At 73.0% G+C, this 20,527-nt stretch carries 15 protein-coding genes; 7 read left to right on the forward strand and 8 right to left on the reverse strand.

Going from position 1 to position 20,527, the window contains the following annotated elements; translation table 11 throughout:
• The 5 genes from QSK36_RS37290 to QSK36_RS37310 all read right to left on the reverse strand — a co-directional run bounded on the left by QSK36_RS37290 (position 1) and on the right by QSK36_RS37310 (position 5,614).
• A complete protein-coding gene (locus QSK36_RS37290; protein ID WP_285785626.1) occupies positions 1-960 on the reverse strand; it encodes a DUF4380 domain-containing protein in 960 nt (319 codons plus the stop codon).
• The gene (locus tag QSK36_RS37295; RefSeq protein ID WP_221263866.1) at positions 957-2,024 is read right to left on the reverse strand and encodes a zinc-dependent alcohol dehydrogenase family protein; all 1,068 of its coding nucleotides are present in this window, start codon (positions 2,022-2,024) and stop codon (positions 957-959) included. The genes QSK36_RS37290 and QSK36_RS37295 overlap by 4 nt, the downstream gene beginning before the upstream one ends.
• Entirely contained in the window at positions 2,021-3,034 is a 1,014-nt protein-coding gene (locus QSK36_RS37300; RefSeq protein WP_285785627.1) for an ABC transporter permease, read from the reverse strand. The genes QSK36_RS37295 and QSK36_RS37300 overlap by 4 nt, the downstream gene beginning before the upstream one ends.
• A gap of 8 nt (positions 3,035-3,042) precedes the next feature.
• A complete protein-coding gene (locus tag QSK36_RS37305) occupies positions 3,043-4,536 on the reverse strand; it encodes a sugar ABC transporter ATP-binding protein (protein WP_183538019.1) in 1,494 nt (497 codons plus the stop codon).
• A gap of 64 nt (positions 4,537-4,600) precedes the next feature.
• Positions 4,601-5,614, reverse strand: a complete 1,014-nt coding sequence (locus QSK36_RS37310; protein WP_221263867.1) for a substrate-binding domain-containing protein — start codon at positions 5,612-5,614, stop codon at positions 4,601-4,603.
• 139 nt (positions 5,615-5,753) lie between these two features.
• Between QSK36_RS37310 and QSK36_RS37315 the strand changes: the two genes are divergently transcribed.
• The 6 genes from QSK36_RS37315 to QSK36_RS37340 are packed head-to-tail and all read left to right on the forward strand — an operon-like array spanning position 5,754 to position 10,837.
• Positions 5,754-6,518: an SDR family NAD(P)-dependent oxidoreductase gene (locus QSK36_RS37315; RefSeq protein WP_041952936.1), complete on the forward strand. Its 765-nt coding sequence runs from the start codon at positions 5,754-5,756 to the stop codon at positions 6,516-6,518.
• Positions 6,519-6,536: 18 nt separating this feature from the next.
• A complete protein-coding gene (locus tag QSK36_RS37320; RefSeq protein WP_139579612.1) occupies positions 6,537-7,241 on the forward strand; it encodes a FadR/GntR family transcriptional regulator in 705 nt (234 codons plus the stop codon).
• The gene (gene dgoD, locus QSK36_RS37325; RefSeq protein ID WP_285785628.1) at positions 7,238-8,383 is read left to right on the forward strand and encodes a galactonate dehydratase; all 1,146 of its coding nucleotides are present in this window, start codon (positions 7,238-7,240) and stop codon (positions 8,381-8,383) included. Before QSK36_RS37320 ends, dgoD begins: the two co-directional genes overlap by 4 nt.
• A gap of 5 nt (positions 8,384-8,388) precedes the next feature.
• A complete protein-coding gene (locus QSK36_RS37330; RefSeq protein ID WP_285785629.1) occupies positions 8,389-9,021 on the forward strand; it encodes a bifunctional 4-hydroxy-2-oxoglutarate aldolase/2-dehydro-3-deoxy-phosphogluconate aldolase in 633 nt (210 codons plus the stop codon).
• Positions 9,018-9,962, forward strand: a complete 945-nt coding sequence (locus tag QSK36_RS37335) for a sugar kinase (protein ID WP_285785630.1) — start codon at positions 9,018-9,020, stop codon at positions 9,960-9,962. The genes QSK36_RS37330 and QSK36_RS37335 overlap by 4 nt, the downstream gene beginning before the upstream one ends.
• The gene (locus tag QSK36_RS37340) at positions 9,959-10,837 is read left to right on the forward strand and encodes an SMP-30/gluconolactonase/LRE family protein (RefSeq protein ID WP_285785631.1); all 879 of its coding nucleotides are present in this window, start codon (positions 9,959-9,961) and stop codon (positions 10,835-10,837) included. Before QSK36_RS37335 ends, QSK36_RS37340 begins: the two co-directional genes overlap by 4 nt.
• On the opposite strand, the gene QSK36_RS37345 is transcribed toward QSK36_RS37340, so the two are convergent.
• On the reverse strand, positions 10,825-12,507 hold the full coding sequence (locus QSK36_RS37345; protein WP_285785632.1) for a glycoside hydrolase family 99 protein: 1,683 nt from the start codon (positions 12,505-12,507) through the stop codon (positions 10,825-10,827). The two genes, QSK36_RS37340 and QSK36_RS37345, sit on opposite strands and share 13 nt — an antisense overlap.
• 613 nt (positions 12,508-13,120) lie before the next feature.
• Between QSK36_RS37345 and QSK36_RS37350 the strand changes: the two genes are divergently transcribed.
• A complete protein-coding gene (locus QSK36_RS37350) occupies positions 13,121-15,445 on the forward strand; it encodes a M28 family peptidase (RefSeq protein WP_285785633.1) in 2,325 nt (774 codons plus the stop codon).
• Here QSK36_RS37350 and QSK36_RS37355 read toward each other — a convergent pair.
• Positions 15,433-16,104 carry a hypothetical protein gene (locus QSK36_RS37355; protein WP_183538027.1) on the reverse strand — a complete coding sequence of 224 codons (672 nt, stop codon included), beginning with the start codon at positions 16,102-16,104 and terminating at the stop codon, positions 15,433-15,435. The genes QSK36_RS37350 and QSK36_RS37355 overlap by 13 nt on opposite strands.
• 52 nt (positions 16,105-16,156) lie before the next feature.
• Positions 16,157-20,521 (reverse strand): nSTAND1 domain-containing NTPase, encoded by a 4,365-nt coding sequence (locus QSK36_RS37360; protein ID WP_285785634.1) that lies wholly within the window; start codon positions 20,519-20,521, stop codon positions 16,157-16,159.
• Positions 20,522-20,527 lie beyond the last annotated feature (6 nt).

Here is a 20,527-nt window from a genome sequence, read left to right on the forward strand (position 1 = left end):
TCACTCCCCGGCGACGGGCGGCGGCACGTCCGTCACGGACCACGTGACGCGGTGGCGCAGCACCTCGCCGGGCGCGAGCGAGGTCAGGGGCGACATGGTCTCGGCCTCGACCAGCCGGGCGGTGGGGCGCAGGCCCTCCAGCCCCTCCAGCTCCTCCTCCTTGGGATACTGCATCCAGATGGCGATCTCCGAGCCTTCGTCGGGATAGGGCGCGCCCGGCCGCACGCCGAACCGCTGCGTCAGCGTCGCCCCGCCGGGGGCCACCACGGCGAGCCACCCGGCCGTGCCGCCGATGCCGATCTTGCCGACCACGTCGCGCACCGGCACCCGGCCCGCCGAGGGGGAGACCCGCTCCAGGACCGGCGCGCCGTCGGGGGCGAACAACGTCACCGGCGCCCGGTGGCGCTCGGTCAGCCCGACCCACACCCCGCACCGCGGATCGTCAGGGGCGCGGAACGACTCGGTCTCGAACTGGGTCACCGTCCAGGCCGCCCACCGCACCGGGTGGTCGGTGACGTTCTCCAACTCGCTGTCGACCACGAGGACGGCCTCGCCGGCCGGCATCGTGACCGTTCGGGTGACGGCCAGCCCGGTGCGCGGGTCGTCGCCGCTGCGCATCCGTACGCGCAGGTCGTCGCGCTCCAGCACGGTGTAGGCGCCGGCGTCGAGCACGGGGTCGGGCGGCCCCGCCCACTCCTGCGCCGACGACCATCCCTGCGGGGCGGGCCAGGTCTTGTCTCCGCCCCAGTTGGCCCAGCTCGCGAAGCCGGTGGGGGCGGGCAGCCGCCGCGCGGCGGGGGTGAGCGCGAGCGACGCGTCGAGCAGTTCGGGATTGCGCCACAGCCACTCCCGGCCCGCGGCGCGCAGCGAGATGACGCGCCCGCCGCGTCGCGGCAGGACGACCGCCTCCCCCCAGGGCGCGGCGAGCCGGACCAGCGGCTCGTTCTCGTGGTTCGTCATCGGTCCAGCGAGGGGACCAGGCAGACCTTGCCGGTCCGCCCCGAGTCGGCCAGGCGGTACGCCTCGTCGGCCTTCTCCAGCGGCAGCACGTCGGTCACCAGCCGCTGCGGGCTCGCGCCCCACCGCACCAGGCGGAAGGCCAGCTCCTCCATCGCCTGCAGCGAGGTGACCCAGGAGGCGTACAGGGTGAGCTGGCGGTGCAGCAGCAGGTCGGAGACCTCGGTCTCCAGCCGGCCGCCCTCGCCCACCAGGGAGACGCGGCCCCACTCGGCCGCGCCCCGGATCGCGACGCTCCGGCCCGCGGCCGCGCCCGAGCAGTCCATCGTCACCGAACAGCCGCGTCCCCCGGTGGCCTCGTCCACGGCCTCGGCGACCCCGTCGTCCGCGATCAGGACCTCGTCGAACAGGCCGAGGGACCGGGCGTGCGCGGCGCGCTCGGGCGAGCGCTCCACGCCGAGCACCCGGGTCGCGCCGAGACCACGTGCGATCATCGCGGCGGCCAGCCCGACCGGCCCGAGGCCGACCACGAGCAGGTCGTCGCGCCCGCCGACCCCGGTGCGCAGCAGGCCCTCGTACGCCGTGCCGAACCCGCACGCGATCAGGGCGCCGTCCACGTAGGACAGCTCGTCCGGGAGCGGCACGGCCGTGCTCTCCTCGACCAGGATGTACTCGGCGTGCCCGCCGTCGCGCTGCCAGCCGTACGCCGACCTGCGCTCGGGGTCGGAGCAGCTGATCATGTGACCGCGGCGGCAGTTGGAGCAGCGCCCGCAGCCGGAGATGTGGTAGACGATCACGCGGTCGCCCACCCCGAAACGCCGGCAGCCCGGGCCGGTCTCAACGACCCGGCCGCTGGGCTCGTGCCCGGCCACGACCCCCTTGTACGCCGCGCCTTCCTGGCCGACGTGGGTCTTGTGCCCCCGGTAGATGTAGGACAGGTCGCTGCCGCAGATGCCGGACGCGCCCACCCGTACGAGCAACTGGCCGGGACCGGGCGTGGGCACCTCGACGTCGCGGAGCACGGCGGTGAAGTCGCCGGGCAGGAAGACGCCTTTCATGGTGGTCATGAGCTACGGGCTCCGTTCCGCTGGGAGAGCAACACGTTGATCAGCACCGCGCCGACGATGATGACGCCGCGGACCACGTCCTGGAAGAAGGCGTTGACCCCGAGCAGCACGAGGCCGTTGCCGATGACGGTGATGAAGGCGACGCCCAGCAGGGTGCCGAGCAGGGATCCCTTGCCGCCGGCGAGGGAGGTGCCGCCGATCACGACCGCGGCGATCACGTCGAACTCGAGACCGACCGACGCGCCGCCGTTGCCGGACCCGAGGCGCGCGGCCAGCAGCAGGCCGCTGACCGCGGCGAGCAGACCGGTCGTGGCGAACAGGATCACCCGGATCCGGGAGACGTTGATTCCCGCGAGGCGGGCGGCCTCGGCGTTGCCGCCGACCGCGAATACCGAGCGGCCGTACGCCGTGCGGTTGGCGACGAAGAGGAACACGACGAACAGGACCGCCATGACGATGGCCGGGGTCGGGATGCCGAGGATGCTCCCGGCCAGGACGTCGAGGAGCCCGTTGGCCTCCAGCGGAACCGGCAGGCCGTCGGTCATGTACTGCGCCAGCCCGCGCAGGGCGCTCCACAGGCCCAGCGTGGCCACGAACGACGGGATGCCCCAGCGGGCGCGCAGGAAGCCGGCCCCGGCCCCGAGCAGCAGGCCCACCGCGAGGCAGACCAGCACGGCGAGGGCGAACGGGATGTGCCACTCCCCGGTGGCCTTGGCCAGCAGCACCGAGGAGAACGCCACGGCCGGGCCGATGCTGATGTCGATCTCACCGGCCACGATGACGAGGGTCATCGCCCACGCCACGACGCCGATCGTCGCCGCGTCGCGCAGGATGGCCAGCTGGTTCGTCACGGACAGGAAGCCCGGCGCCGTGGCGGAGAGCACCACGAACAGCACCACGATGGCCCCGATGAGCCCGATCTCGTTCAGCCGTTGCGTGTTGCGTCCCAGCCGCCCGCCTCGGGCGTCCGCCTTGGCCACGGGCGGGCCCGTGGGCGTGGTCGTGCTCATGTTCTCCCTCACTCCTCGGCAATCGCCAGGGCCATGACCCGGTTGAGCTCGATCTCGTCGCCGCTCAGCTCGGCCACGGCACGCCCGCCGCGCAGGACGACGATCCGATCGCAGACGTCGGCCAGCTCCTCCACCTCACTGGACACGAAGACCACCGCGCGCCCGTCGTCGGCCAGCAGGCGCATCTGGTCGTAGATCTGGCGTTTGGCCTCCACGTCCACGCCGCGGGTGGGCTCGTCGAGCAGCAGCACGTCGCTTCCCGCGTGCAGCCACCGGGCGAGCACGGCCTTCTGCTGGTTGCCGCCGCTGAGCGTGCCGATCGGCGTCCCCGGACGGGCCGTCTTGATCGCCAGGCGGTCGATGAGCGCCCGGGCGGCCTGCCGTATCGCCCGGCGGTCCAGCACGCCCGACCTGCTCACCCCGCGCAGGTCGCTGATGACGATGTTCTCGTCGACGCCCATCAGCGGCACGATCCCCTCGCGCCGCCGGTTCTCCGGCGTCATGCCGAGCCCCCTGCGGAGCATCGCGGCGAACGCGCCGGGCCGTACGGCCTCGCCGCGCAGGCGGATCTCGCCGGAGGCCGGGCGGTCGAGCCCCACCAGGGCGCGCAGCGTCTCGGTGCGGCCCGAGCCGAGCACCCCGGCGATGCCCAGGATCTCGCCGGGACGCACGTCGATGTCGAGGCCGTTCAGCCGGTCGCTGACCAGGCCGCGCGCCGACAGCACCGGCGGCTCCGCGCTCGGGCGGCGGGCCCGGGCCGCCACGGCCTCTGGCGCCGTGCCGAGCATCATCGCCACGATCTCGTGGGTCGAGGCCGTGCGCACCGGCAGCGTCTCCACGATCCTGCCGTCGCGGACGACCGTGGCGGTGTCGGCCACCTGCCGGATCTCGTCCATGCGGTGGCTGACGTAGATGACCGCCACTCCCTGCTCCGCGACGGTCCTCACGACGTCGATCACCTGCCGGACCTCGGCGGCGGCCAGTGAGCTGGTCGGCTCGTCGAGGATGAGCAGGGTGGGCCGCTGGCCGACCGCGCGGGCGATCTCCACGAGCTGCTGCCCGGCGGAGCCCAGCGAGCCGACCGGGCTGTCGACGTCGATGTCCACGCCGATGCGCGCCATCGCCTCCTTCGCGTCGGCGCGCATCCTGCGCAGGTCGAGCGCGCCGCGGGAGCGCGGCCAGGCGCCCAGGAACAGGTTCTCCGCGACCGTCATCTCCGGCACCAGGCTCAGCTCCTGGTAGACGGTCGCGACGCCCAGGGCGGCGACGTCCCGCGTGCCGAGGCCCGCCAGCGGCTTGCCGCGTACGAGCGCCTCACCGGAGTCGAGGTGCTCGGCGCCGGACAGGACCTTGATCAGGGTGGACTTGCCGGCGCCGTTCTTGCCCAGCAGCGCGCGGACCTCGCCGCGCCGCACCGCGAAGTCGACGTCGCTGAGGGCGGTGACGCCGGGGTAGCGCTTGGTGCCCGCACGCACCTCCGCGACGACGTCGGTGTTCGACATGGGAGCCTTCCTGGGAGCCTTCGGTGGGGACGAGTGACTGTGCCCTTTCAATACGGGGGACGGTTTACGGGATCCCGTCGCTGTGCTCGGTCAGCCACTTCTCGTTGGTGGCCTTGTCGTCGGCGGTGTAGAGGATCGGGTCCACCGGGATGACGAACGAGTCGTTCTTGGCGCCGCTCGACGCCTTGCGGGCGGCGTCGTACGCGAGCTTGCCCACGGTCTGCGCGGGGACGTCGATCTCGGCCTTGAGGATGCTGCCGTCGACCAGGGCCTTGGCGATGTCGACGGTCATGTCGCTGCCGAAGACGACGGTCTTGCCGACGCGGGAGCGCGTGGTGACGGCCTTGATGCCGGCCAGGGTGCCGCCGCCCGCCACGGCGTAGAACGCGTCGAGGTCCGGGTTGGCGGTGATGATGTTCTCGGCGACCGGGGTGGCCTTGTCGACGACCGCGCCCTCCTGGTCGGCGACGTACTGGGCGCCCGGCACCGACTCGGCCAGGCCGTCCTTGAAGCCGCGCTTGCGCTCCTTGCAAACCTCCACGAAGTCGCAGTTCAGGATGGCGATCTTCGGCTTGTCGACCTTCTGGGAGGTGAAGTATTCGCCGGCCTGCTCACCCAGCTTCTTGCCGAAGACGTACGGGTCGGACAGGACGTAGCCCCACACGTACTTCTTGGCGTCCGCGTCGTTGATGCAGGTGTTGTAGCAGACGACCGGGATGCCGGCCTTGCTCGCCGCCGCGATCGCCGGGGTGGACGCCGTTGCGGAGACGGCCGAGGTGATGATCGCGTCCACGTTGGAGGCGACCAGGGTCGACATGAACGAGGACTCCTTGGCCGCGTCGCCCTGCGCGTTGTTGCCCAGCAACTTGAGCTGCGAGTCCTGGGCGGCGGCGGTCTCGATGCCCTTCTTCACGCCGGCGTAGAAGCCCTGCGAGTCCAGGTAGATCACCCCGACGCGCAGCTGCTCCTTCGCGCCCGAGGCGCCGCCGGACCCGGCGGACTGACCGCAGGCGGCGAGCACGGCGCCGACGGCCAGCAAGGCGATGCACCGCATCACCGTGAGTCGTACTGATGCCACGAATGGCCTCCCATGAGTCTGTCTTCGGTTGGCGACGCCACCGGGTAGGGCGCGCTGCGCCACGTTCCAGATGATGAGGCGGACGTAACGTGCCTGTCAATAAATTGTCATAAAAAAACACTTATCGTAGAGTGGCCGCGTGAACCTCCCCGGACCTTCCACGGAGGCCGGATGCTGCGCGGTCGTGACCGGCGCCGCCTCCGGCATCGGCGCGGCTACCGCCAGGCGTCTCGGCGCGACGGGCACGCCCGTCCTGCTGTGCGACATCTCCCCGGCCGGGGAGGACGTCGCCGCGGCTGTCGTCGAGGCGGGCGGCACGGCAAGATTCGTGCGCATGGACGTCAGCGACGAGAGCGCGTGGGGGGAACTCCGGCGCGTCGCCCACCGGGAGTACGGCCCGGTGCGGCACCTCGTCAGCAACGCCTACGTCGTGGACGTGAGACCCGTCCACGACCTGGGCGCGGCATCGTGGAACCGGCAGCTGGAAGTGAACCTCACCGCCTCCTACCTGGCCTTTCGCACGCTACACGAGGATCTGAAGGCGACGTCGGGGGCGGTCGTCCTCGTCTCGTCGGTGCACGCCCTCGTCGGCCTGCCCGGCCACCCGGCGTACGCGGCGACGAAGGCGGCGCTGGTGGGTCTCGGCCGCCAGCTCGCCGTGGACTACGGCCCCGGGGTGCGCGTCAACACCGTGCTGCCCGGGCCGATCATGTCCCCCGCGTGGGACCGCGTGGCGGAGGAGGACCGGCGCCTGAGCGTGGAGGCCACGATCGCCAAGCGGTTCGGCGAGCCCGCCGAGGTCGCCGCGGCGATCGCCTTCCTGCTGTCGGACGAGGCGTCCTACATCACCGCCACCACCCTCGTCGTCGACGGCGGCTGGAGCGCGACGAAGAACTCCTCCTGAGAGGGATGACCGCAGAGCATGAGCACCTACAAAGGGCGTGGCATCCACGGCCAGGTCGTCGAGACCATCGGCCGCCGCCTCGTCACCGGGCAGTTCGCCGAGAACGGGCGCATCGACCTGGTCGAGCTGGAGGCCGAGCTGCAGGTGTCCCGCACCGTGGTGCGCGAAGCGCTGAAGGTGCTGGCCGGCAAGGGCCTGGTCGACTCGCGGCAGAAGCGGGGCACGGTGGTGCGCCCCCGCAGCGAGTGGAACCTGCTCGATCCCGACGTGATCAGCTGGGAGTTCGAGAACCGGGGCAGCGAGATGCTCGGGCAGCTCGCCGAGGTGCGGCAGATGTTCGAACCGGCTGCCGCCGCGCTGGCCGCCGACCGGCGCACCGACGCCGACCTCGCCGAACTCGAGGCGGCCCTGGAGGACATGACCGCCGCCAGGACCCCGGCCGAGGCGGCCTCCGCCGACCTGCGGTTCCACCGCGCCGTCCTGGCCGCGACGGGCAACGAGCTCCTGGTCCGCATGGAGGTCGTCATCGAGTCCGTACTCGCGGAACGGGACCGCATCGTCCACGACGTCGTCACCGCCGACGACCCGGTGCCGAGTCACCGGGCCCTGCTCGACGCCATCAGGGCCGGGGACGGCGAGGCCGCCAGAACCTGCGCGCTCGCGCTCCTCGACAAGTCCATGGCCGACGTCGACCGCGCGGCCCGCCTCCAGGGAGACCGGTGAAGATCACGCGCATCGAAACGTTCCTGGTCCCACCCCGGTGGCTGTTCTGCCGGGTGGAGACCGACGAGGGACACGTCGGCTGGGGCGAGCCGGTCGTCGAGGGACGGGCCCAGTCGGTCAGGGCGGCGGTCGGCGAGATCGCCGAGCTGCTCGTCGGCGCCGACCCGCTGCGCATCGAGGACCACTGGCAGGTCATGACCAAGGGCGGCTTCTACCGCGGCGGGCCCGTGCTCGCCAGCGCCGTCGCCGGCCTCGACCAGGCCCTGTGGGACATCGCCGGCAAGGCGCGCGGCGTCCCCGTCCACGAGCTGCTCGGCGGTCCCGTACGCGACCACGTCCGCGCGTACGCCTGGATCGGCGGCGACGAACCCGGCGAGATCGAGGAGGAGGCCCGGCGCCAGGTGGAGGCGGGCTTCACCGCGGTGAAGATGAACGCCAGCGGCCGCATGTCCCCCATCGCGGGCCCGGGCGAGATCGACGAGGTCGTCGACCGCGTCGCGGCGGTCCGCGAGGTGCTCGGCCCGGGCCGGGACGTCGCGGTCGACTTCCACGGCCGGGTGTCCTATCCGAACGCCCGGCGGCTGCTGCCGCTGCTCGAACCGCTCACGCCCCTGTTCGTCGAGGAACCGGTCGTGCCGGAGTCGATGCCCCAGGTGCGCAGCCTCGTGGAGGCGTCCAACATCCCCATCGCCCTGGGCGAGCGGCTCTACTCCCGATGGGACTTCCTGCCGGCGTTCCAGGCGGGCGTCGCCGTGGCGCAGCCGGACCTGTCCCACGCCGGCGGCATCTCGGAGGTCCGCCGCATCGCCGCCCAGGCCGAGGTGTTCGGCGCCCTGCTCGCTCCGCACTGCCCGCTCGGACCGATCTCCCTGGCCTCCAGCCTCCAGGTGGCGTTCGCGACCCCCAACTTCCTGATCCAGGAACAGAGCATCGGCATCCACTACAACAACGGCAACGAGCTGCTGGACTACCTGGTCGATCCGTCCGTCTTCGCCTTCAGCGACGGCCGGATCTCCCGGCCGACCGGGCCGGGTCTGGGCATCTCGGTCGACGAGGCCGCAGTGCGTGAGGCCGACAAGCGGGGCCACACCTGGCGCTCTCCGATCTGGCGTTACCCCGACCGCTCCTTCGCAGAATGGTGACCGGCGTGCAACCACACGATCTGCTCGACCTGCTCAGAGCCCGGCGGCTCCTGGCCATCGTCCGCGGCGACGACCCGGCGGCGGCGCTGCGCAGCATCGACGTCCTCGCAGAGGAGGGCGTGACCCTGATGGAGGTCTCGCTCAGCGGCGCCGACGCGCTGTCGGTCATCCGGAAGGCGGCCTCCACCCTGGGCGCGGGCGTGCACCTCGGCGCCGGGACCGTGCTGACCGCGCGGGACGCCGTCGCGGCCAGGGACGCGGGCGCGACGTTCGTCGTCACACCCGGCCTGGGCGAAGGGGTGGACGAGGCGCTGCGCCTCGGGCTGCCCGTGCTCGCCGGGGCGATGACCCCCACCGAGGTCATCGCCGCGACCGCGCGGGGCGCCGCCGCCGTCAAGCTCTTCCCCGCCTCCGCGGGAGGGGTCCCCTATCTGCGCGCGCTGCGCGACCCGTTCCCGGCCGTGCCGTTCGTTCCGGTCGGCGGCGTCGGCCTCGACAGCGTGCACGACTATCTGGAGGCCGGGGCCGTCGCGGTCGGCCTCGGCTCGCCGCTGCTCGGCGACGCCCCGCGCGGCGGCGACCTGGCCGACCTGCGCCGCCGGATCAGGACGGCGCTCGACCTGGTGGGCGCTCCATGAGGGCGGACGTCCTGACGATCGGCGAGGCGATGGTCACGGTGCGCTGCGCAGGACCGCTGCGCCTCGGCGGCGACTCGCGGGTGTCCACCGCCGGCGCGGAGGCCAACGTCGCGATCGCCCTGTCCCGCCTCGGGCACACCGCCCGCTGGAGCGGCGCCCTCGGGAACGACGAGCCCGGCGAACTGGTCCTGCGCACGCTGCGGGCCGAGGGCGTCCTGACCGACCACGTCGTGCGGCGTGCGGACGCCCCGACCGGCCTGCTGCTCCGGGACGTGGCCGCCGGGGGCCGGGCCCGGGTGCACTACTACCGCAGGGACTCGGCCGCCTCGACACTGTCGTGGGACGAAGTGCGCCCCGCCGTCGACGCTGGTCAGGCGGGCCTGCACCTCACCGGCATCACGCCGGCGCTGGGGCCCGCGCCGCTGGAGGCCGTCGCCGCCGCCGCCCGGCGGGCGCACCGCTCCGGCGCCTGGGTGAGCCTCGACGTCAACCACCGTTCCCTGCTGTGGTCCCGGGAGGAGGCCGCGCGGGCGCTGCGGCCGCTCCTGCCGTACGTCACGGTGCTGATCGCGTCCGACGACGAGCTGGACCTCGTGGCGGACGGCGACGGCGAACGCGACCGCGTGGCGGCTCTGCTGGACGCCGGCGTCGAGGAGGTCGTCGTCAAGCGCGGCGCGGCGGGCGCGAGCTACCACGACGCGCGGACCTCGTTCGACGTCCCGGCTCGACGGGTGCCCGTGGTGGACGTCGTCGGCGCGGGCGACGCGTTCACCGCCGGATATCTGTCCGGGCGGCTCGACGGGCTCAACGCGTACGGCCGGCTCGAACGGGCGACCCTGCTGGGCGCCGCCAGTGTGGCCTGTGCCGGGGACTGGGAGGGCCTGCCCACCCGGGCCGAGCTGCCCGCGCTGGCCCTGCCGGACGGGGAGACGCTGCGATGACGGCGCCGGAGATGCTGGTCGACGCCGGTCTCGAGCTCGGCGAGGGCGCCCGCTGGCTCGGCGACCGGTGGGTCGTCGTGGACATCCTCGACGGCGCGTTGTACGAGGTCGCCGAAGGGCCCGGCGCGTCGCTGACGCCGCTGCTGCGCACCGGTGGTGAGCCGCTGGGCGCGGTCGCTCCGCTCCTGGACCGCCCCGGGCACTGGATCGCGGCCGTCGGCGAGGGCGTCGCCGTCCTCGGCCCTGACGGCACGGCCCACTGGCTGGCGCGCCCCGAGGCGGGCAAGAGCGTGCGCTGCCGCATGAACGACGGCGCGGTCGATCCCGCCGGCCGGTTCTGGGCCGGCAGCATGGCCTACGACGGCACGCCCGGCGCGGGCAGCCTCTACCGGGTCGATCCCGACGGCACCGTGGTCACCGCCCTGACCGGCGTGACCGTCGCCAACGGGCCCGCGTTCTCCCCGGACGGCACGCGGCTCTATCTGGCCGACAGCGCACGCGGCGTCGTCAGCGCCTACCCCCTGGACCCGCGCACCGGAGCGCTCGGCGCCCCGGAACCGCTCATCCGCCTGGACAGCGGCAGCCCCGACGGCATGACGGTGGACGACGAGGGATTCCTCTGGACGGCGGTCTGGGGCAAGTCCCGCGTCCTGCGCGTCAGCCCGTACGGCGAGGTCGACCGGGTGGTGCACCTGCCGTGCCGGCAGCCGTCGTCCGTGGCGATCGGCGGCGAGGACGGGACACGGCTGCTGGTGACCTCCGCGCGGTACGGCCTCACCGACCCGGCACCGGCCGACGGGGCGTTGTGGACGTGCGACGCGGGGGTGAGCGCCCCACCGGCCCGCGCCGCCGTCCTTACCCGCTACCCGGAGTAGACCTCCAGCTCGCCGATCTGGGCGGCGGGCCAGCCGGTGTTGCCGGTAACGGTGATCCGCACGTATCGGGCCGAGGAGGGCGGCACCGTGATCGTCACCGTGTTGCCCGATGCCGGGTCGAACGTGTAGCCGCCAGGCCCGGCCAGCGTGGTGAACGACGACCCGTTCGTGCTCGCCTGCACCGACAACGTCTGCGTACGCCTCTCCCACGCCGTGGCGGGCGGCAGCTTCAGCACCACCCGCCCGACCGTCGCGGCGGCACCCAGGTCAACCTGGATCCACTGCGGAAACGCGTTGTTCGGGCTCTCCCAATAGGTGTTCGCGTCCCCGTCCACCGCGTTGCCGCTGCCGTAGTTCTGCGTGTGCCCGCTCTCCGACGTCGCCTTCCCCCGCGCCAGGTCGGCGTCGCCTCCGCCGTTCACGACCGGCGGCGTCGGGCGTACGGAGGTGAGCGCGATCTGGCCCCTGAGCATCCGGCCGCCGTCGCGAGTGAGCCGCAGGTAGTAGTCCGACGAGCAGACCGTGCCGTCCTCGTCCAGCCCGAGGAGGCCGGAGCCGACCGGGATCATCGAGGCGTTCTCCGCGGTCTTGGCGATCTGGTTGCCCTCGTTGAACTCGTCGAACATCGAGATGTAGATGCCCTGGGCCCCGGCGCGGACCATGTTGTAGAACTGCCGCCACATGAAGTCGCCGTGCGCGCGCTGCCGCGACTTCACGTCCCCCGGCAGCACGCACGGCTGGTAGTCGATGCCGTGGGCGTCGCAGTACGCCTGGTCGGGGACGTTGAGATCGGTGTGGAACCGGTCGGAGTCGGCCGCGTTGCCGATCCGCCCGACCATCCACGGCGAGAGCATGTTCAGGGCATTGAAGACGTCGATGAACCCCGGCCGGCAGTCCTCCACGCCCGTACGCCAGTAGGTGGGCACGCCGCCCATCACGTAACAGCCCTGGGCCTTGAACCAGTTGACCACGTCGAGGCAGGCCGCCGGGTCGGACGGGTGCTTGTCCTCGTTGAACCCGAAGCCCCAGATGCCCACGACCGGCTTGCCGTTCTGGCGCGCGTACGCCGAGGAGGCCGTCAGGGCCGACATCTTGGTCGTCCAGTCGGCCTTGATCTCCGGGTGGAAGTTCGTCCAGCCGGACACGTCGTACATGACGTAGAACTTGCGGCCGTTCGCCTCGGCGGCGCTGCGCACCTTGGCGGCCATCGCGTCGCGTGTGGCACCCTCGCCGCCGTTCGGGTTGAAGCGCTGCAGGGCGGCCGTGTCGATCTCGTTGTCCCGCATCCAGCGGAAGTGGGTGTCCACGGTCTGCTGGTCGTAGGAGGAGAACAGCGTCGCGGGCTGCCCGTTGCCGAGGTTGCCGTACGCGGTCGGGTAGGCGTGGGTGAACTCCCGTATGTCGGGCCAGGCGACGATGGCGGTGTTGCCGGGGGAGGGCGCCTGGGACCAGTTCTGGCTCCAGTGCCACCAGCCGTTGATGGGGGCTCCGTCTCCGGGGCAGGCGAACCAGCCCTGGTAGCCCACGGTGATCTTGCCCACCACGTCGCCCGGGCCGCTCGCCGCGCTCGCGGCGGCGGTCAGGGCGGACACCAGCTGACTGGACGACACCGCGGCCAACGCGGATCCGGAGACCACGGACGTGATGAACGTACGGCGAGAGAACGGCACGTGCACTCCTCATGCTGGGCAGCCTTCGCTGACCGCGCCGTCCTTCCGGAAGCTCCGGGGACGCCAGGAGGCACGGAGCGGCCCGGGCCGTTTCCGTCCGGCGGACCGCTTGCCGTCATGGTTACCGCGTCCGACCCTCGGCAGCGTCCCGTAAAGCGGACGCCGCCCTGATCGAACGGTCGTGGCGAGATCCCGAGGATTTCGCCTTGCTGTTCGACAGGCACGCGGGACACATCCACCGTTATGTGGCCCGCCGGCTCGGCGACGACACGGCCGACGACTCCGAGACGTTCGGGCGAGGTCTGGGCATCCGTCGACGGCTCCCGCCCCGGGCTCCTCTGGCACAAGCCGGCGAAGTCCATCCCCCGCCGGGGAGGCCAGGAACTCGTGCCGAGGTACGGGCGTGAACTCTGGTCCATGACCCGTCCGCGGATCACCGACGCGCTCCCGGCCTGGTCCACGTCCGTGAAACGGACAGATTGCGCCTGAGCCTGCGCTCACCGAACGGCGGGCGGACGCCACCGGCACCACGGCCACCTGCGGAAAACCGCAGGAGAGAACGGAAACGCGCATCATTCCGGGCGCCGGGCGGCCGAACCTAACGTTCCCCTCCATGACAGAAGCGTTGATCGACGTGCCGCGCCGGGTGATCTCGGCGGTCGCGGCCCTGGGCGTCCTGGCAGCGGTGATCATGCTGACCGCGATGTCGGGAAGCACCATGCAGCCGCTCCCCGCGTCGGCCCCCGCCGGGGAGTTCAGTGCCGAGCGGGCGCTGTCCCACCTGCGGGAGTTCGCGGCCGAACCACGTCCCATCGGCAGCCCGGCCGGTGACCGCGCGCGTGACTACCTGACGGCCAGGCTGCGGGCGGACGGTCTGAAGGTCCAGGTCCACCGCGCCGTCGGGACGTGGTCGTCCACCGGGCTGGCGACGTTCGGCATGGTGGACGACATCGTGGCCACGCTGCCCGGCACGGACCCGACGGGCACCGTCCTGCTGGCCGCCCACTACGACTCCGCGGCCATGGGGCCCGGCGCGTCGGACGACGGCGCGGCCGTCGCCGCCATGCTGGAGACCGTACGCGCGCTGCGCACCGGCGCCGCACTCCGCAACAACCTGGTCCTGCTGATCAGCGACGGCGAGGAGGACGGCGTGCTCGGCGCCGAGGCGTTCGTCCGGGAGCACCCCCTGGCACGCGCGGGCGGGGTGCTGCTCAACTTCGAGGCCCGCGGCGTCAGCGGCCCCTCACTGATGTTCGAGACGTCGAGGAACAACGCGGGCCTGGTCGCCGCGTACGCGGACGCGGCACCGCGTCCCCGGGGCGACTCCTCGATGGCGGAGCTGTATCGGCTCCTGCAGAACAACACCGACTTCACTCCCCTGACCAGGGCGGGCTTCGCCGGCGTGAACTTCGCGTACATCGAGGACTCCGCGAAATACCACACCGCGGGGGACTCGATCGCGAACCTCGACCACGGGAGCCTGCAGCACCACGGCTCCACGATGCTCGTGCTGGCCCGCGCCTTCGGCGGGACCGACCTGGCCACGCTCCCCTCGGATCACGACGCGACGTACTTCCGGATCTTCGGAATCCTGGTCACCTACCCCGCGTCGCTGGTCTGGCCGCTCGCGGCGGCCGCCGTCGTGGCGCTCACCGTGCTGACGCTGCTCGCGCGGCGCCGGGGGATCACCAGCGTCCCCCGGGTCGTCGCCGGCGCCGCGTCCGCGATCGTGCCGCTCGTCGCGGCGGTGGCCCTCGCGCAGGGGCTGTGGACCGTGCTGGCGACGTGGCGGCCCGCCTACGACGCCATGGGAGGTCTTCTGCATCATCCGCTGCCCTACCGGGCCGCCGTCGTGGTCATGGCGATGCTCGCGGTGCTGCTCTGGTATCTGTGGGCGCGCCGCGCGATCGGGCCCGTGGGGGCGGCCGTCGGCGCGCTGGCCTGGCCGGCCGGGCTGGGAGTGCTCTGCGCCCAGGTCGCGCCCGGGGCGTCCTTCCTGTTCACGCTCCCGGCGCTGTCCTGCGCGATCGGCGGGATCGTGGCCGTGCTGCTTCCCGGTTCACCGGGAGCGCGGCTGGGACGGGTCGTCGCGGTGACCCTCGGGGCGGTCGCGGGCGCGGCGCTGCTGCCCGCCCTGGCCGGCAACGTCTTCGACGGGATGGGCCTCGCACTCGGCGGGGCCGCGGCACTGGTGTTCGCCCTCTTCTGCCTCACCCTGCTGCCGATCGCCGAACCGGCGCTGCCACGGCCGGGGAGCCGGCCGGGCCGCCACGTCGCCGTCGCCGTGCCGTCGATCGGCGCGGTGCTCGTGCTCGCCCTGACCGGTCTCGGCCTCCACGTGAACAGGCCCGGCGCCGCGGACCCCCAGCGGACCCATCTGGCGTACGTGCTGGACGCGGACACACGCACCGCCGACTGGGTCAGCGGGGACGTCGATCCGCCTGCCTGGACCCGGCGCTACGTGACGGGCCGCGACGTGACAGCGCTGCCGCCCGGCTACGCCCGGGGGGAGCTGTGGACGGGGCCGGCCCAGGCGATCGACGCCGACGGCCCTCGGGTGACCGTGCTCTCACGGGCCGGGGACACCGTCACGCTGCGGGTGGCCGCGGGTCGTGACGCCCGCTCGCTGACGCTGCGGGTCGACCACCCGATCACCTCGGTGACGGCCGCCGCCGACGGGATGCGACCGGTCACGGCCGCCGTGACCGGCACCCGCGCCCGCACCTGGCCGGGTGAGATCCGCTTCCGCGGCATCCCGTCCCGGGGCGCCCGGATCACTCTCAAAATCCCGGGCACGCGGACGGCGCGACTCACCGCGATCGCGGAGACGGACGGTTTCACGGCCGTGCCGGGCTTCGTGCCGAGGCCTCCGGAGCTGGTCGCCTCGACCCGCGAGGACGGCGAACTCGTCGCCGTCACCCGGACCTACGTGGTCTGATCGAGCCGGAACATGGCGGTCAGTTCCGCGGCCAGTTCCGCGACGCTTCGGGAGCCGTCGACGGGCAGGACCGGCAGCCCGAGTTCGCGGGCCTGGCGTCGCACCTCCTCGTCCCACAGCCGGTCGCGGGCCAGTCGCTTGGCCAAGGCGGCGGCGTGGTCACCGTCTCCCCAGTTGGCGCGCGCTCGGGCGGGATCGGCGAACCGGGCGCCCAGCGCACGGGCCCGGAATTCGGGCGACGGCAGGAGGAAGACGGCCTGTTCCGGCCGTGTGACCAGCGGCGCGACCTCCCTCGGCAGCGTACGGAAGTCGTCGACGAGGACGGGACGGTCGGCGGGCAGGGCGAGTAGGTCGTCGAGGACGAAGCCGAAAGTCTCGCCGTGCAGGCTGGGCATGGCGTGGAAGATCTCCTCGGCGGTGCGGCTCGCCCATCTGTCCTCACGTGACGTTCGCAGCAACGCCCACAGGTAGGGCTGTCGCTGCGAATCACACCTGTGGACGTAGCCGAGTTCGGCTCGGTCGCCGTCGTAGACGAGCACGTCGTGCCGTTCGGCCAGGGCCCGGGTGACGGTGCTCTTGCCGGCTCCGGCGCCGCCGGCTATCCAGCGGACATGCGCGAGCCTGCGGCGGAGATCGACGGTGGAAGGTCGGCTTGTCATGCCCGGCAGTCTCACAAACACGAGCGGAGCCGGTCCAGGGCCGCGGCGGCCGTCAGCAGGTGGGCCGGTAGTCCACCGTGGGGAAGTGGGCGGCCCACTCCGCGCGGGTGAGGTCGCGGCCGATCTCCTCGCAGAGCTTCCCCACGAGCGGGCCGGGCCGCAGCTCCCAGCGGATGATCCTGCCGTCCTCGCCGCCCGAGATCAGGTCTCCGCCCGCGGTGAAGGCCAGGCCCCTGATCGGAGCGGTGTGCCCGGTCAGCGTGGCCGCCGGGTGCCTGGTCGCCAGGTCCCAGACCATGATCGTGCGGTCGTCTCCCGCGGACGCGAGCGAGCGGCCGTCCCGGCTGAAGGCGAGGGCCTGGACCGGGGCGGTGTGGCCGGTCAGCGTGGCGTACGACGCCCAGGTCCGCGTGTCCCAGAGCTTCACGGTGCGGTCGGCGCCCGCCGTGGCGACCGACCTGCCGTCCGGGCTGAAGGCGACGTCGAGCACGGAGCCCTGCCTGGTCCTGAGGGCGCGTACCTCCCTGTCGCGAGCGAGGTCCCAGACGACCAGATCGCCGGCGGGGCCGGTGGTGACGAGCAGCGGATCGCGGGGGCTGAACGCCAGCGCCGAGACGAGATACCCACCCGCGAACGGCACCTCGACCGGCTTGCCCGGATCGCTGACGTCCCAGCGGAACCGGCCGAGCGCGGTGGCGACGAGAAAGCGCCCGCGCGGATCGAAGCCGACGTCGGTGGACGCGCCGAGCCCCCGGTACGCCGCCGTGCCGAGCCTGCGTCCGCTGCCGACGTCCCAGAGGGTGAGCGTGTGGCTGCGGGTGACGGTCGCGAGCAGGCGGCCGTCCGGGCTGAAGGCGACGGCCCGGACGTGATCGGGGTGGTCGCCGAACGTGGCGATCGGGTTCCCGGCCACGTCCCACAGCCGGACGGTCCTGTCACTGCTCGCCGAGGCCACGAGCCGGCCGTCCGGGCTGATCTCGATGTCGTTCACGGCCTGGTTGTGTCCGCTGAACGGAGGAACGGCGCGTTCCCTGACCACGATGGTCCGGCCCAGCCCGGCCGAGGCGAGCATCGAGCCGTCGGCGCTCAGGGCGAGGGACAGCGTCTCGGTGCGGCTTCTGTCCTGGTAGGTCTCGACGGGCTGCCGTCGTGCCACGTCCCAGATCGTGATCAGTCCGTCCTCGTCGGCGACGGCGATCCGCCCGGCGACCGGAGCGGACATGTCCCAGGTGTACGGCGACCGTTTGGGCAGCCCCGGCAGTCGAGTCACATGGTCGTGAGCGATCCGCCAGAACCGCACACCGTAGTGCGACGATCCCGTGGCGAGGATTCCGCCGGCGGGGTCGAAGCCCAGCCTGTGGACGTTCACGGCGTCGAGCGCCGCGACCTTCGCCCCGGAGGCGGCGTCCCACACGAGGGGGTTCTCGGTTCCGCCCGTGGTCGACACCAGGAACGCCTGGTCGGGGCTGAAGGCGAGAGCCACGACCTCCTCCCGGTGTCCCTTCAGGGTGCGCACGCTCCCGTCGCGCAGGTCCCACAGCTCGACCGCGCCCTTGCCCACTCCGATGGCGATCCTCGTCCCGTCGGGGCTCAGCGCCATCGCGTCGGTGATCCGCTCCCGCTGCCGCTCGAACACGGGCCGGCGGGAGGCCAGGTCCCACACGACGACCACGCCCCTGCTCGATTCGAGCGCGGCGTCCCTGACCACGGAGGCGAGCAGCCTGCCGTCGTGGCTGAACGCCGCCGCCCTGGCGTGGATCTCCCCCGGTCCCGTCCGGGTCAGCGGCCCGGGGAAGGCGGCGACACGGGTGCGGGTGCGCAGGTCCCAGAGGCCGACGGCTCCGTCGGTGCCGGCCGCGGCCAGGCGCGACCCGTCCGGACTGAACGCCAGCCCGAAGACCGCGGGCCCTTCCACGTTGAGCTCGATGCGGCGGCGCGCCGCGGCCGACACGCTCAGCAGGGCGCCCCGCGTCTCCGGCTCCGGGTCGAGCCGGTACGCCGCGATCGCCAGCAGGCCCGCGAGATCGGGATCGGTGGCGAGAAGCGATCGGGCCTGCAGGGACTGCTGCCGCGACAGGGCCACCAACTGCTGGTGGCCGGCCTCCCTGCCCTGCCGTACGGCGACGCCGCCGCCGAGCAGGGCGAGCAGGAAGAGCGCGGCCATCCCGGCCAGCAGGCGTTGCAGCAGCCGGGTGCGCCGCCGCGCCGCGGTGCGCTCACTGTCCTCCAGTGCGCGGCTGGCCCGCAGGAAGGCGCTTTCGACGTCGTTGAGCTCCTGCGGATGGTCCTCCGCCCAGGTCCCGGCCACCAGAAGCTGGGCGCCCCGATACAGGGCGCCCGGGTCGCGGCCCAGCTCCCGCCACGTCTGCGCGGCGTCGGTGAGCCGCCGGTGGACGAGCAGGTCCTCGCGGTCGTCGGTGAGCCAGCGGTGGAGCCGCGGCCAGGCCCTGATCAGCGCCTCGTGCGCCACGTCGACCGTCTCCTCCGCGAGGACGACCAGCCGCGCGGCGGCGAGCCGGTCGAGCACACGGGCGGTGACGTCGGGGTCGGCAACGCCGACGAGTTCCGTACGGGAGATGGGCCGCCTGGTGTCCTCCGTGCCGTCTCCCAGCGCGGTCAGCCGCAGGAAGATCCTGCGGGCGGCCTGCCGCTCCGCCGGGGCGAACTCGCCGAAGACCCGTTCCGCGCTCTGCGCGATGGCCCCGCGTACGCCGCCGGCCGCCTGGTAGGCCGGCAGCGTGAGCCTCGCGCCGGTCGCGTTCCGCCAGGTCTCCAGGAGCGCGTGCGAGACCAGCGGCAGGCTGCCCGGCTCCTCGGCGGCGTCGGCGAGCACCGTGGCCAGCAGGTCGGGGTCCACGGTGAGCCCCGCCCGGGCGGCGGGCCGTACGACGATCTCCTGGAGGTCCGGCGACGACACCGGCCCGACGAGCATCTGGGCCTCGCCGCCGAGCGCCTCGACCAGGGCGGGGTGCTGGGTCAGGTGGGCGAGGAAGTCGGCGCGGACGCCGAGCACGAGGACGACGCGCCGACCGGCGTCGGATGCGGTGCCGAGCGCCACGCCGAGCAGGGCCTCGACGAACCGGCGGCGCTCCGAGTCGTCGGCGCACAGAGTGAAGATCTCCTCGAACTGGTCCACCACCAGCAGCAGGCGGGTCTCCGGCGCGCCGCCGAGCGCGGCGGCCAGTGCGGGGGCCAGTGCGGGGGCTGGTGCGGCGGCCAGTGCGGCGGCCGGCGCATGCGCATCGCGAACCAGGTCGTCGCGCAGCGTCACCGGGTCGCCGCCCGACGCCTTCGCCACCACGTCGGCCAGCGCGTCCAGCGGGTGTTCCCCCGGCGTCATGAGCAGACCCCGCCACGGCACCGCCGCACCGTTCCCACCTGAGACACCGTCCCCGCCTGGGGCCGCACCCTCCTCGCCGAAAACACCGTCCTCGCCGAAGACACCGTCCTCGCCGGAGACGGATCCCAGCAGGCCTGCGCGCAGCAGGGACGACTTGCCGCTCCCCGACGCGCCGAACACGCCGACCACGGGAAGCCGGTCGACGAGGTCACGCAGCCGGTCGACCAGGTGAGAACGGCCGAAGAACCAGTCCGCGTCCTCCGGCTGGAACGCCATCAGACCCCGATAGGGGCAGTCGTCCGTCTTCCGCCGCTCCGCCTCCGGGGGCGGGGCCAGGGCCGGGAGGAGGTCCTCGTCGCCCCGGAGCATGGCCTCGTGCAGACGCTGGAGCACGGGACCCGGCTCGATGCCGAGCTGGACGTTCAGGACGTCGCGGGTCCTGCGGAAGACCTCCAGTGCCTCGACCTGACGCCCCGACCGATACAGCGCGAGCATGAGATGCCCGTGCAGGCTCTCCCGATACGGATGCTCCCTGATGAGGTCGGCGAGTTCGGCGGCCACCTCGACGTGCCGGCCCAGAGCGAGCTCGGCCTCCGCCAACCGCTCGTGCGCCATGAGCCGCGACTTCTCCAGCCGCCTGGCCTCGTCGGCGACGAGCACGCAGTCGGCGAACTCCGCGAACGCCGGCCCCCGCCAGAGGTTCAGCGCCGCGCGGAGCCGGTCACGGGCGGATTCGAGGTCTCCCCGATCCAGAGCCGCGCTTCCCTGGGCGGCGAGGCTGCGAAACCGCGTCGCGTCGAGCGCGTCGGGGATGATCGCGTAGCCGCCCGGCCGTCCGGGCAGGACGTGGGCGCCGTACGCCCGCCGCAACTGGTGGACGTAGAGGTGGATGTTGCGCCGCGCGGACGCGGGCGGCCGGTCGCCCCAAACGGCGGCGATCAGCCAGTCGACGGACACCGGCTGGCCCGCCTTCGACAGCAGCGCGGCCAGGGTGAGCCGGAGTTTCGGCGCTCCGCCGACAGGGATCAGGTGACCATCGTGGGAAACGCTGAGCGGCCCCAGGACGTGAAATTCCACTCAGAT

This window comes from Microbispora sp. NBRC 16548 (assembly GCF_030268985.1).
In the GTDB taxonomy this organism is placed as follows: Bacteria; Actinomycetota; Actinomycetes; order Streptosporangiales; family Streptosporangiaceae; genus Microbispora; species Microbispora catharanthi.